At 65.5% G+C, this 12160-nt stretch carries 12 protein-coding genes; 10 read left to right on the forward strand and 2 right to left on the reverse strand.

The genetic code is table 11. The features are described 5' to 3' along the window. Nucleotides 1-5 precede the first annotated feature (5 nt). Genes J8I29_RS25450 through J8I29_RS25465 form a run of 4 tightly spaced genes read left to right on the forward strand, consistent with a single transcriptional unit; the run spans nucleotide 6 to nucleotide 5331 of the window. Nucleotides 6-1499, forward strand: coding sequence for a caspase family protein (locus J8I29_RS25450; protein ID WP_209433797.1), 1494 nt, complete (start codon nucleotides 6-8; stop codon nucleotides 1497-1499). Between the two features lie 10 nt (nucleotides 1500-1509). Further along, on the forward strand, nucleotides 1510-1695 hold the full coding sequence (locus J8I29_RS25455; RefSeq protein WP_209433798.1) for a hypothetical protein: 186 nt from the start codon (nucleotides 1510-1512) through the stop codon (nucleotides 1693-1695). Nucleotides 1696-1705: 10 nt separating this feature from the next. Further along, nucleotides 1706-4417: a DUF4384 domain-containing protein gene (locus J8I29_RS25460; RefSeq protein WP_209433799.1), complete on the forward strand. Its 2712-nt coding sequence runs from the start codon at nucleotides 1706-1708 to the stop codon at nucleotides 4415-4417. Nucleotides 4418-4428: 11 nt separating this feature from the next. After that, nucleotides 4429-5331 (forward strand): OmpA family protein, encoded by a 903-nt coding sequence (locus J8I29_RS25465; protein WP_209433800.1) that lies wholly within the window; start codon nucleotides 4429-4431, stop codon nucleotides 5329-5331. 44 nt (nucleotides 5332-5375) lie between these two features. On the opposite strand, the gene J8I29_RS25470 is transcribed toward J8I29_RS25465, so the two are convergent. Continuing rightward, nucleotides 5376-5540: a hypothetical protein gene (locus J8I29_RS25470; RefSeq protein ID WP_209433801.1), complete on the reverse strand. Its 165-nt coding sequence runs from the start codon at nucleotides 5538-5540 to the stop codon at nucleotides 5376-5378. A 224-nt stretch (nucleotides 5541-5764) separates the two neighbouring features. Here J8I29_RS25470 and J8I29_RS25475 point away from each other — a divergent pair, with 224 nt between their 5' ends. The 6 genes from J8I29_RS25475 (at nucleotide 5765) to J8I29_RS25500 (ending at nucleotide 11109) form a co-directional block, all read left to right on the forward strand. Further along, a complete protein-coding gene (locus J8I29_RS25475; protein WP_209433802.1) occupies nucleotides 5765-6721 on the forward strand; it encodes an ABC transporter substrate-binding protein in 957 nt (318 codons plus the stop codon). A gap of 305 nt (nucleotides 6722-7026) precedes the next feature. Further along, nucleotides 7027-7698: an amino acid ABC transporter permease gene (locus tag J8I29_RS25480; RefSeq protein ID WP_105865499.1), complete on the forward strand. Its 672-nt coding sequence runs from the start codon at nucleotides 7027-7029 to the stop codon at nucleotides 7696-7698. Then, nucleotides 7698-8369: an amino acid ABC transporter permease gene (locus J8I29_RS25485; protein WP_209433803.1), complete on the forward strand. Its 672-nt coding sequence runs from the start codon at nucleotides 7698-7700 to the stop codon at nucleotides 8367-8369. The genes J8I29_RS25480 and J8I29_RS25485 overlap by 1 nt, the downstream gene beginning before the upstream one ends. 268 nt (nucleotides 8370-8637) lie before the next feature. After that, complete coding sequence (locus tag J8I29_RS25490; protein WP_209433827.1) at nucleotides 8638-9372, forward strand: amino acid ABC transporter ATP-binding protein; 735 nt, start codon at nucleotides 8638-8640, stop codon at nucleotides 9370-9372. An 8-nt stretch (nucleotides 9373-9380) separates the two neighbouring features. After that, nucleotides 9381-10298, forward strand: coding sequence for an isoaspartyl peptidase/L-asparaginase (locus J8I29_RS25495; protein ID WP_209433804.1), 918 nt, complete (start codon nucleotides 9381-9383; stop codon nucleotides 10296-10298). A 19-nt stretch (nucleotides 10299-10317) separates the two neighbouring features. Beyond that, nucleotides 10318-11109, forward strand: coding sequence for a transporter substrate-binding domain-containing protein (locus J8I29_RS25500; RefSeq protein ID WP_105865496.1), 792 nt, complete (start codon nucleotides 10318-10320; stop codon nucleotides 11107-11109). An 11-nt stretch (nucleotides 11110-11120) separates the two neighbouring features. Here J8I29_RS25500 and J8I29_RS25505 read toward each other — a convergent pair whose 3' ends face one another. Further along, nucleotides 11121-12110, reverse strand: a complete 990-nt coding sequence (locus tag J8I29_RS25505) for a LacI family DNA-binding transcriptional regulator (RefSeq protein ID WP_209433805.1) — start codon at nucleotides 12108-12110, stop codon at nucleotides 11121-11123. Nucleotides 12111-12160 lie beyond the last annotated feature (50 nt).

The raw sequence follows: 12160 nt of genomic DNA on the forward strand, positions 1-12160 counted from the left end.
GCTTCATGCGACACTTTCAGATCGCCGCGGGCCCGATCGCCGTGTGCCAGATCATCGTATGCTTGGCGGCCCTGATGACCGCCGGTCAGGCCCTGGCCGACAAGGCCCTGATCGTCGGCATCGATAGCTACCGGGACAGCAGGCTTTCGGCCGAGCTCGGAGGCGGCGCCCGCGCCGATGCCCTGCGCATGCAGGGGCTGCTGACGGGTACGCTTGGTTATGGCAAGGACGATATCCAACTCCTCGTCGACGATCAGGCCACCGGCACGGCGATCCTCGCGGGACTGCGGGACTGGCTCGGCCGCAGCAAGCCGGGAGAGCGGGTGTTCTTCTATTTCGCCGGCCAGGGCCAGTCCGCCAAGACCGGTAGCGGGCGTGAGGACATCCTCCTGCCGTTCGATGCCGCCGCCAAGCCGGGCGGTTTCGGCAATGCGCTGAGCCGCAACGAGATCGACCGGCAGCTCGGCCGGCTGGCCGGCCGCCGGATCACGGAGGTGATCGATTCCAGCCATGCCGGCACGGTGACGCGGGCGATCAGCGTGGAGGCCAGCGGCGGGGCCAACCCGGCGGCCCGCTCGCCGCAACTCGACGGCTCCACCCGTTCGATCGTGGTCGAGCCCGCTCTCGGGGAGGAGCCGGTGGCGGTGCCCGAGCCGGCGGGCCTGGATTTCGTCAAGTGGCAGGCGGTTTCGCCCGCCCAGACCGCCCTGGTCGACGAGGAAGCCGCGCCTGCCTATCGCGGCGTCTTCACCACCGCCTTCGCCGACGGCATCGAGAAGGGGCTGGCCGACACCAATGGCAACGGCACCGTCTCGAACCAGGAACTGCTCGACTATGTGCGGGCGCAGTCATCCGCCTATTGCGGGCGCCATCGCGACCGTTGCGAGATGGGCCTGACGCCGATGCTGTCGGGGGAGGGGGCCGCCCTCAAGGTCGCGGCCGACAAGACAGGCAGTGGCGAGGCGCTCAACCAGGGCAAGCCGACGGCGGACAAGATCCTCGATCTCTTGGGCGCCAGATTGTCCGACAGCGTTACCGTGGAGCAGTTCCCCCCTTCGCCGGTGCGTTTGGGCACCAGGGACATGCGCTTCAAGGTGACCTCGTCGCAGGACGGCTTCCTGATCCTGCTCTCGGTCTCCGACGAGGGCGAGGTGGTGCAGCTCTTTCCCAATGCGATCGCCGCCGCCCATGGCAAGGATGGCCGCATTCGCGCCGGCAGCCCGATCATGGTGCCCGATGCCAGCTACGGCATGCGCTTCGATGCGACCTCTGTGACAAAAGGTACAGTCCTGGCGCTGGTTGCGGTCGATCCTCTGAAACTGTCGAAAGGCTTCGTCACGCGCAAGATCGATGTGATCCCGCAGGACGAGGTCAACGGCTCGGTCCTGCCCGAACTTGCCGACAGCCTCGCCAGGCCCGCCAATGCGGACGGTGTCAAGGCCAATGCCAAGGCGGTCGGACGCTCCGTCGCGACCATGCGTTATGAAATCGTGCCGTGAGGAACTCGCCATGACCTGCAGCCAGAACGACTTTACCGCCGGTCCGATGGCAGCAACCATGTTCGCGAAACCGTCGAGAAGTTCCGTCGACGGCATTGAGCTGCCCCGTTCATGCCGCCTGGCCGCAGGCGCCAAGGCCAACAAGCAACTCGGATGGCGCGGCCTCGCCGCTCCGTCCCGTCACATCGTCCCGTGAGGAGACCGTCATGTTTTACCGCAATCCCTTGCGCATCGCCGGCCTGATGGTCGCGGGCGCCCTACTGACGGTGGGGCTGGCGGCCTCGACCTCGCAGGCATTTGCCCAGACCAGCACCCAGAATAGCCCCGCTCCCGCGCCTGCCGAAACGCCGGCAACGGCCAAGCCCGCCCCTCCGGCACAGGCCGAGGCTCCGGCTGCCGCTCCTGCGCCGGCCGCGGCCGCAGCCGAGGCGTCCAAGCCCGCGCCGGCACCGGCTGCTCCGATCGTGGAAGCCGAGCCCGAGCCGGCAGCGGCTCCTGCCGCAACTCCGGCGCCGGCTCCTGCGCCCGCCGCCGCTCCGGCAGCATCTCCCGCGCCTGCACCTGCCGCGGCACCTCCCGCGCCTGCCGCCGCCCCGGCTCCAGAGCCGGCGCCGACTCCGGCGGCGGCTCCCGCCCCGGCAGCGCCTGCACCTACGCCTGCGCCCGCCTCTGCTGCCGGCATTCCGGCCGACGTCAAGGTGCCGAGCGATCCGGTGGCCAAGGCGGCCTTCGACGTCCTGGACAAGCATTGCTCGCGCTGCCACCAGAACGGCATGCTCAACCGGGAGAAGCCGGCCAAGAATTTCGGCAATATCCTGCATCTGGACGAGATTGCCGCCGATCCGCACCTCGTCCAGGCCGGCAATCCCGAGGGCTCCAAGCTGTTCCAGCAGGTGCTCAACAAGGAGATGCCCTATGACGTGAACTACGAGTTCGACACCACGAAGCCGGAGGTCACGACGGCCGATATCGAGGCGTTGCGCACCTGGATCAAGGCAACCGGCGATCAGGAAGCCGCCGCCTGCACCGGGCGCAAATTCGTCACGTCCGAAGACATCGTCGCTGCGATCTCGGCCGATCTGCAGAAGCAGGACGATCACCGCGTGCGCGGCATGCGCTATTTCACGCTGACCAATCTCTACAATGCCTGCGCCAGCGACGAGGCGATGAACGTCTATCGCCAGGGCCTGGTCAAGTTGATCAACGGGCTCGGCCGCCGCTCCGACGTGATCAAGCTCGCCACCGTCGACGAGGCCAAGACGATCGTGGGGATCAATCTCGAGGATCTCGGCTGGCAGGAGAGCGACTGGAACACGGTGCTCGCCAACTATCCCTATGCCGCCAAGCCGGATGTGCGGGCCTACGACTTCATCGCCCAGCAGACCAACACCGAACTGCCCTATGTCCGCGGCGACTGGTTCACCTTCGCCGCGTCCCAGCCTCCGCTCTACGACACGCTGCTGCAGCTGCCCAACGACTTCCCCGGCCTGACCGACAAGCTCGGCGTGCCGATGGCGGACAACATTGCCAAGTTCATCGCTCAGCGTGCCGGCTTCCAGAAGTCGGGTGTGTCGCAGAACAACCGCCTGATCGAGCGCCATCCGATCAGCACCGGCTATTTCTGGACCTCCTATGACTTCGCCGGCTCGAAGGGCAGGCAGAGCCTGTTCCTGCACCCGCTTGGCCCGGAGCAGGACGGTATCGCCAACGGCTTCCATCATGACGGCGGCGAGAGCATCTTCTCCCTGCCCAACGGCTTCCAGGGCTACTATCTCAACAAGTCCGACGGTACCCGCCTCGACAAGGGACCGACCCAGATCGTGCGCGATCCTTCGCGGCGCGACCTTTCGGTGACCAACGGCATTTCCTGCATGGGCTGCCATGATCAGGGCATGCGCAAGGCCAAGGACGAGGTGCGCAAGGCGGTGACCGCCGACCGTTCCTTCTCCAAGGACATCCGCGACACCGTCGCCTCGCTCTATCCCGACAACGCCAAGATGGATGCGATCATCGAGGACGACTTCCAGCGCTTCAATTCGGCGATGAAACGGGCCGGCCTCGACCCGACGCTGAAGCTGGCGGGCGTGGAGATGACCAACGCCCTGTTCAAGCGTTATGAGGACGACCTGTCGCTGCGCCGCGCGGCGGCCGAATACGGCTATCCGCCGGAAGAGTTCAAGCAGCGCTTCATCGATGCCGGCCCTGAGGCCATCGCTCTGATGCGCCGCCTGGAGCAGGGGATCGTGCCGCGCGACCAGTTCGAGCAGCTCTTCGCGAAATTCGTGGAAGGTGCCACCGAGGACCGCGTGCTCGACACCTCCAAGCTCGAAGGCGCCCAGGCCGTGGCGCCGCCGATCGACAAGCCCGCCTCCGGCGGTTCCTTCGACCTGCAGCTGACCTCGGACAAGAGCGCCTACAATATCGGCGACAAGGCGGTGCTGCAGGTGGTCTCCACCCGCGACTGCAACCTCTTCGTGGTGAATGTCGACAAGATGGGCACCGGCACCATCATCTTCCCCAACAAGTTCCAGACCGAGAATGCGGTCCGGGCGGGAGAGCGGGTGGTGCTCGGCGGTTCCGGCTCGAAATTCGCCTTCAAGCTGCGCGATCCCGGCCAGGAGAAGGTGGTGGCGGTCTGCCGCGTGGGCAATGCGACGCGCAGCATCGCCGGTACGACTGTCGATCCGGTGGCCAACAGCTTTGCCTCGATCCCCAATTTCGAGCAGGGCCTGACCCGCCAGATCGTCGTCGAAGCCAATGAGGACCGCCAGGAAGCCTCCGGCCTCGACAATGACAGCCGCAAACAGGCCCAGTTCGCCAAGATCGCGCAGGCGACGGGCAACAAGGTGGCCCCTGGCGCTCCCGACGCCGCCAAGCAGTCGGTCGCCTCCACGGCCATCGTGATCCCGGTGCGATGAGGGAGGTGAGTATGGGCGTCTCCTTCCTCCTGAAGCTTGCTGCCGCCACCGTCATCGGCCTGGCGTCGGCAGGCGCGGCCCTGGCCGATTGCGCCAGCCTGGATGCCCAGGTGAAGGCGGCGATCGGGGCCGGCAAGGCGGATACCCTGCCGGCGCTGGCCGATGCCATCGCCAAGGACACGACCTGCGACAGCACCTATGTCGCAAAGGCACGCCGCTCGATCGCGCTCGCCGTCCTGCTCGGCGGCGAACAGGCCGGCGGGGGCTATAGCCCGCAGGCCGTCGCCAGCGCGGCGGCGATCGCCCGGCCCTGGCAAGTGGCGATGGCGCTGGGCGACGTGAAATACGATGCCAAGGACTATCCGGCAGCGGTGGAAGCCTATGAGGCGGCCATCAACGACATCCGCAATGTCAAGGACGTGCCCAAGGCGCCGCCGCGCGAGATCGAGGAATATCTGGCCAAGCGCGCCTATCAGGCCAAGTCGCTGGCGCCGAACTATATTTCCTCGCGCGGCGTGCGCGGCCAGGCCGAAGGCGTGATGGTGCCGACCTTCCGCAATTTCACCGCGGTGTCCGTGCCGGTGCCGATCCGCTTCAACACCAATGAGGCGGTGCTGACCGAGGACGGCGACAAGGCGGTGGACGATCTGTTCAACTTCCTCAAGACGCAGAGCGCCGACTCGGTGATCCTGACCGGCCATACTGACGAGCGCGGCGATCCCCAATACAATATGAGCCTGTCGCGCGCCCGTGCCCAAACCGTGGCGGACGCCCTGCGCCGCCGGGGCCTGACCCTGGTGATCCGGGTGGAGGGCCGCGGTGCCCGCGACCCCTTCGCCGCCGACGACCGCTCCAAATACAGCCGCGACGACCTCTATTCCTTCGACCGCCGGGTGGAATATCAGGTGAAGTAGGCAGGGGCGGCAGGTCCCGGGGCACGGCATCTTGCCAATAGGCGCTAGCTTTGCAGGCTGAAGCGCCCGAAACGCGGAGTGTCGATCTTCAGATCGACATCTTCCTTCCGTGATATTTTTCTTGCGAAAGTATCATCTGCAAGAATGTCGATCTGAAGATCGACACTCCAATCCTGCGCATTCTGTGCAAAGTTAGCGCCTATGGGCATCTTGACGGTTCCTCCTCCGTCGCCAAAACCGCCTTGCCGAGAACGGCACGATGCCCGTGCATCCGGAGGACTCGCAGGCCCGCCGTCATCAATCTGAATTTGTCGGATTATTTCGCCGTCAAGCCAGCCTGCTCGCTTGACTTTGGATCGGCGCTCCCGGACCTTTTGCCTTCCTGACGGCCCAGAGGCCGCAGGGGGAGGAAGGGTTTCCAGAGGAGAGCCATATGAAGTTTTCACGTCGCATTGCAGGCGCCGCGTTGACGGGGGTCGCCATGACCCTGGCGCTGGGGCTTGCCGGCCCGGCATCGGCCCAGAGCTTGAAGAAAGTCGGTATTTCGGTCGGTTCGCTCGGCAATCCCTTCTTCGTCGCCACGATCAAGGGCATCACCGACAAGGCCAAGGCCATCAACCCCAGCGTCGAGGTGACGTCGGTCTCCTCCGACTACGATCTCAACAAGCAGTTCACCCAGATCGACAATTTCATCGCCGCCGGCGTGAACGTCATCATGCTCAACGCCGTCGATCCGCAGGCGATCCTGCCGGCCGTGAAGAAGGCACAGGCTGCCGGCATCGTGGTGGCGGCTTTCGACGTCGCCGCGGCCGGCGCCGACGTCACCGTGATGACCGACAACGTCAAGGCGGGCTCCGAAGCCTGCCAGTACATCGTCGACCGGCTCAAGGGCAAAGGCAATGTCCTCATCGTCAACGGGCCGCAGGTCTCCTCGGTGACCGATCGCGTCAAGGGCTGCAAGGAGGTGTTCGCCAAGAGCCCCGACATCAAGGTTCTGTCCGACGACCAGGACGCCAAGGGCTCGCGTGACGGGGGCCTTGCCGTGGCGCAGAGCCTGCTCACCCGCTTCCAGAAGGTCGATGCCGTCTTCGCGATCAACGATCCGACCGCCATCGGCGTCGAACTGGCCGCCAAGCAGCTCAACCGCAACGAGTTCATCATCACCAGCGTCGACGGCGCGCCGGATATCGAGGTCCAGCTGAAGAGCGGCACCTCGATGATCAAGGCTTCGGCGTCGCAGGATCCCTACGCGATGGCCGGCAAGGCGCTGGAGCTGGGGGCGGGCATCATCGAGGGCAAGAAGCCGGATCCGAACGTGATCCTGCTCGACCCCGTGCTGATCACCAGCGAGAATCTGGCGAACTACAAGGGCTGGGAAGCCGCCCGCTGAGTTTCAGTCCGGAAGCGCGGGCAGGGCGCCCGCGCTTCCGGGGAACGGGGCCGAGTCAGTCGGGCATTTCGCCATGGCCGCGGAGAGACAGCCTTTGGGATCGCAGGCATCCTTGCGGGCATCTCTCTTTCCCGGACCCATGCCGTTGCAGAAGCGGGCAGATGCCTGCGATCCCGATGAGGGGCCCTTGCATCGGAATTTCCGTTTCAGCCTCGACTTCGGCGTGCGGGTACCGGCCCGGCGGCTTGACACTACCGGGTTCGTAATCGAAAGTGAAACCGGTTTCACTCAGCAAAGAAGCGAGCATGCGCTTCGATCTCGCCATCCTCACGCCCTATGTCGGCTTCCTCGCCCAAGGGGCGCTGCTGACGCTGGAGGCCTGCGTCCTCGCCCTGGCCGGCAGTCTGGTCTGCGGGGCGCTGGTGGCGATCGCGCGTACGTCGGCCTCGCTCTGGTTGCGGCGCGTCGCCTTCGTCTATGTGGACCTCTTCCGCAACGTCCCCTTCATCGTGCAGCTCTTCTTCTTCTATTACGGTCTGCCCGAGATCGGCATCTATCTCAATGCCTTCGCCACCGGCGTGATCGCGCTGTCCATCGCCGGCGGCGCCTTCGCCTCAGACGTGATCCGCTCCGGGATTCTCGCCATCGACACCGGCATTCTCGAGGCGGCGGAGGTGAGCGGCCTGTCGAAGCGCACCATCTTCACCCGCATCGTCATGCCGATCGCCCTGCGCACCTCGATCCGGCCGCTCGGCTCGGTGTTCGTCAACCTGGTCCTGACCTCTTCGATCCTCTCGGTCATCACGCTGAACGAGCTCACCGGCGCGGCCAAGATCGTGGCCTCCAATACCTTCCGTCCCTTCGAGGTCTATGCTGCCCTGCTGGTCGTCTATGCAGCGATGACCTATCTCATCTCGCTCGCCATCGGCCTCATCCATCGGCGCCTCAACCGCGACATGATGGAGGCGGTCCGCTGATGCGCTACACCGAGTTCACGCCTTATGATCTGGTGCTGCTGGCGCAGGGGCTCGGCGTCTCCCTCGGCCTGTTCGTCGGCACCACGCTGGCCGGGCTCGCGCTCGGCGCTCTGCTGGCCGGGCTGCGCTTTTATCGTCTGCCCGGATTGAACCCGGTGCTGACGGCCGTGACCGAGCTGCTGAAGAACTCCCCCGTGCTGGTGCAGCTCTTCCTGGTGTTTTTCGGCGTGCCGGCCTTCCTGAAGATCAACGTCACGCCCGTCACGGCGGCATCGATAACCCTGACAGGCAATACCGCGGCCTTCGTCTATGTGATCGCCACCGCCGCCATCGACGCCGTCGGGCGCGACCAGCTCGAGGCCGCCAGGGTGTTCGGCCTCACCCGCTGGCAGGTGCTCAAGCATATCGTCACGCCCCAGGCCACGGCCTTCGCCATCGGGCCGCTGACCGGGCTCCTGGTCAACCAGCTCCAGGTCACCTCGCTGATTTCGGTGATCGGCGTGATGGACCTGACCAAGGTCGGCAACATCCTCAACCTGCGCACCCTCAAGCCCTTCGTGGTGTGGACTGTGGTCGGCCTCTTCTACTACGCGGCGGCCAAGACGGTCGCCTGGCTGGGGGCGCGCTACGAGACGAGGCTCAGGGCCCATAGCGCCTGGAGAGGTATCTAGGGCGTGTCATCCATTATGGTTTGGAGCGAGATGAGGTCAAAAATGGCGAGATGGGAGGAGCAAGCGCTGCCAAGACTTGTGTCTTGGCAAGCGAAGCGACGCCGCAGATGGCCATTTTTCACCTCACCGCCTCCGGCGGCGGGGCGATTTTGGCCGATTGGCGCGTCGCGTATCGTAGCAAGCCGAAAGGCTTGCGTCCTCACGCTTCTTCCACTCGGCCAAAATCGCTCCCGTCTAGCCCGAAACCATAATGGATGACACGCCCTACATGCTGAAAGTCGAGAAAGTCTGCAAGGATTTCGGCTCGCACCGTGTGCTTGACGGCCTGGACCTTGCCATCGAGCCCGGGCAGGTCGTCTCCGTGCTCGGCTCGTCCGGTTCGGGCAAGTCCACCCTGATCCGCTGCATCAACGGGCTGGAGAAGCTCGACGCCGGCCGCATCACCATCGACGATTTCGACGTATCGAAATCGCGCGACCTTGCCGAGGCGCGCAAGCGCTCGGCCACCGTGTTCCAGCTTTTCAATCTCTATCCGCATCTGACCGTGTTGCAGAACATCACGCTGGCGCCGTTGGAGGTGCTGCGCCAGCCGCGGGCGGAAGCAGAGCACCGTGCCGTCGTGCTGTTGGAGCAGGTCGGCATGGGCGACAAGGCAAGTGCCTATCCGGCCCAGCTTTCCGGCGGCCAGCGCCAGCGCGTCGGCATCTGCCGGGCGCTTGCCATGAACCCACGCTATCTCCTGCTCGACGAGGTGACGAGCGCGCTCGATCCGGAAATGACCGCCGAGGTCCTGGCCATTCTGGCCAGGCTCGCCCGCACCGGCACCACCATGCTGTTCGTCACCCATGAGGTGGAGTTCGCCCGGCGTATCTCGAACCGTATCGTCTTCCTCGAACATGGCAGGCTGCTGGTCGATCTGCCGACGGAAGCCTTCTTCGCCCCCGAAGTCGGGCGCGACCATCCGCGCATCGCGCAATTCCTTTCAAAAATGCGGAAAGATTAGGCCCTGAAATGTTGCTGCTCGCCAATGCCGAAGCCTGGCCCGGATTCCCGCTGACGGTCGAGATGCTGCGGGCGGGCGCCGACAGCCTCGATGCCATGGTCGCCGGCATCGGCCGCGTCGAAGCCGAGCCGCGCGTGCGCAGCGTCGGCTATGGCGGCTGGCCCAATATGCTGGGCGCGATGGAATGCGATGCCGCCGTGATGAACGGCACGACGAGGGAAATCGGTTCGGTCGGCGCCGTGCCTGACACCATCCCGGTCGCCGCCCTGGCCCAGGCCGTGATGCAACGCCTGCCCCATGTCATGCTGACGGGCACGGGCGCCCGGCGCTTTGCCAGTGAAATCGGTTTCTCCGTCGATGAGGTGCTGATCGAGGATTCCAGGCGTGTCTGGCGCGAACGCCTCGAAGCCGAGCTCGATGCCGAGCAACTGGCCCGTTTTCCCGACATACCGCTCGCGCCCCTGTCGCGCGCGATCACCGACCCTGAACGAGTGAGGGACACCACGGTCTTTCTCAGCGCCGACCACCGGCGCGGCATCCATACGGCGACGTCCACCTCGGGCTGGGCCTGGAAATATCCGGGCCGCCTCGGCGATAGCCCCATTCCCGGCGCCGGCTTCTATGCCGACAGCCGTTACGGCGCCGCCGTCTGCACCCATACCGGCGAGATGACCATGCGCTGCGCCACCGCGCGCACCATCGTGCTCGCGCTCAAGCTCGGCCGCTCGCTGCGCGAGGCCGTCGATCTCGCCGTGGAGGAACTGGCCGAGCTCGCCGAAGGCTTTCTCGGCGGCGTGGTGATCCACGCGGCCGATGCCGAGGGACACCACGAGGTGGTCAATTTCCGCTGCGAGGGCGAGATCCGCTACTGGCTGTGGGACGATACCATGGCGGAGCCCGAGCTCCGGCCGGCGAGAACGATCTGACAGAGGGGAGTGCACAATCATGAAGAAGATCCTGCCTGTAGTACTGGGCCTGGCGATCGCCGCCTGCGCCGCCCTGCCGGTACTCGCCGGCAAGCTCGACGACATCCGTTCGCGCGGCAGCGTGCGGATCGGCGTCTCGCTGGGAGGCGAGCCGATCGGTTTCCGCGACGCCCAGAACAATCCGGTGGGCTATGATGTCGACGTCGCCAACCTTCTCGCCGAAAAGCTCGGCGTGCCCGTGGAGTTCACCGACGTTTCCGGCGATGCCCGCATCTCGATGCTGGTCTCCGGGCAGCTCGACATTGTGGTCGCCAACACCTCGGCCACGCTGGAGCGGGCCAAGACGGTGAACTTCTCCATCCCCTATAACCGGGCGGGCCTGCGTATCCTGGTGCAGGCCGATGCGGGCATTACCAAGCTGGAGGATCTCGGCGGCAAGTCGGTGGTAGTGGGGCGCGGCACCACCGGCGAGAGCTTCCTCAAGAAGGCGGTGCCGACCGCCAATCTCGTCTATGTCGACCAGTTCGCCCCCGATGGCGTGCTGCAGCTCCAGCAAAAGCGCGTGGACGCGGCGATCGAGGATTCGTCCCTGCTCGACTATCTCGCCACCAAGAACCCCTCGCTCGTCACCCTGCCGGGGCTCTATTCCAACGATCCCATCGGCATCGCGGTGGCCAAGGGCGATCCCGAATTCGTGCGCTGGCTCGATATGTTCGTCTCCGACTACATCCAGTCCGGCGCCTATGAGGCCAATTACAAGAAGTGGTGGGGGGAGAAGGCCAACCCGCCCAAGCTGACCCCGCTCTGGTGAGGGGGCGGCCATCACCCCGTCAGGCGCGGCACGTAGCGGGTCGGCACCAGTTCCGGCTCGAAGGTGCCCCCGCCGGCGGGAGGTTCGTTGAGCAGGCGCAGCATGCGGGCGACATAGGCCGCCTTGTCGTAGCCGATCGAGGAGATCGGATAGGCCTCGAAGTCGAGCAGGGAGAGATTGTCGAAGCCATAGAGACGGAAACGGCTCGGCCGGTTGCGGGAAAAGTCCGCCCTGAAGACGTCGAGGATGCCCATCGCCATGGCGTCGGACGTGCAGAATACCGCATCCGGGCGCTCGCCCTCGAGCAGGCTGGCTGCCAAAGCATGGCCGGAACGATAGGAATAGTCGCCCTGCAGGGTTTGCAGCAGCGCGATGCCATGGCTTTCGAAGGCGCGATGAAAAAGGCCGATGCGTGCCTGCTCCACCAGAGAACTCGCCCGGCCCGTGACGAGGCTGGCGCATTTGACGCCCTTGGCAGCGGCATCCGCGACCGCCTGGCCGATGCCGACGGCTTCGTCCGGAATGATGGCGGGCGAGCGATGATCGTGGCGGCCATTGAGCATGATCACCAGGTCGGAGCGGAACATGCGCCTCACCGTCGCCGCGTCGGCGAAATCGGAGAACACCAGGGCGGCATCGACATGATAGGCCACGCCCTGGCGCAGGAACTCCTCGACCTTGTCGGTGGAGCCGACCCGCACCAGGATGACCTGCCGGCCGCCCGCCTGGATCTCGGCGAGCAGCAGGTCGAACAGGTCGAGATCGGAAAGATCGTGGATATGGTTGACCAGGACGGCGACGAGATTGACGGTCTGGGTGGTCAGGCTCTGGGCCAGGAGGTTGACGCGATAGCCGAGTTCGGCGGCCGCAGCCAGGACGCGGTCGCGCTTGGCGTCGGATACCGGCCGCTTGGAAGCGGAGAGTGCGCGCGAGGCGACGGCCCTGGAGACGCCGGCGAGCGCGGCCACGTCGCTGATGGTCGGTGCTGCCTTGCGCCTCATGCGGCCTTGCCTGCTCCTCCAAAGCGTTTTGCGATTTGGCCGTATCGCCA

The organism is Labrys sp. LIt4 (genome assembly GCF_017813775.1).
Lineage (GTDB): Bacteria > Pseudomonadota > Alphaproteobacteria > Rhizobiales > Labraceae > Labrys > Labrys okinawensis_A.

Bases quoted from the DNA above. Each gene is read 5' to 3' on its own strand.
- J8I29_RS25450 (WP_209433797.1), top strand. From the start codon at position 6: ATGCGACACTTTCAGATCGCCGCGGGCCCGATCGCCGTGTGCCAGATC.
- J8I29_RS25455 (WP_209433798.1), top strand. From the start codon at position 1,510: ATGACCTGCAGCCAGAACGACTTTACCGCCGGTCCGATGGCAGCAACC.
- J8I29_RS25460 (WP_209433799.1), top strand. From the start codon at position 1,706: ATGTTTTACCGCAATCCCTTGCGCATCGCCGGCCTGATGGTCGCGGGC.
- J8I29_RS25465 (WP_209433800.1), top strand. From the start codon at position 4,429: ATGGGCGTCTCCTTCCTCCTGAAGCTTGCTGCCGCCACCGTCATCGGC.
- J8I29_RS25470 (WP_209433801.1), bottom strand. From the start codon at position 5,540: ATGCCCATAGGCGCTAACTTTGCACAGAATGCGCAGGATTGGAGTGTC.
- J8I29_RS25475 (WP_209433802.1), top strand. From the start codon at position 5,765: ATGAAGTTTTCACGTCGCATTGCAGGCGCCGCGTTGACGGGGGTCGCC.
- J8I29_RS25480 (WP_105865499.1), top strand. From the start codon at position 7,027: ATGCGCTTCGATCTCGCCATCCTCACGCCCTATGTCGGCTTCCTCGCC.
- J8I29_RS25485 (WP_209433803.1), top strand. From the start codon at position 7,698: ATGCGCTACACCGAGTTCACGCCTTATGATCTGGTGCTGCTGGCGCAG.
- J8I29_RS25490 (WP_209433827.1), top strand. From the start codon at position 8,638: ATGCTGAAAGTCGAGAAAGTCTGCAAGGATTTCGGCTCGCACCGTGTG.
- J8I29_RS25495 (WP_209433804.1), top strand. From the start codon at position 9,381: ATGTTGCTGCTCGCCAATGCCGAAGCCTGGCCCGGATTCCCGCTGACG.
- J8I29_RS25500 (WP_105865496.1), top strand. From the start codon at position 10,318: ATGAAGAAGATCCTGCCTGTAGTACTGGGCCTGGCGATCGCCGCCTGC.
- J8I29_RS25505 (WP_209433805.1), bottom strand. From the start codon at position 12,110: ATGAGGCGCAAGGCAGCACCGACCATCAGCGACGTGGCCGCGCTCGCC.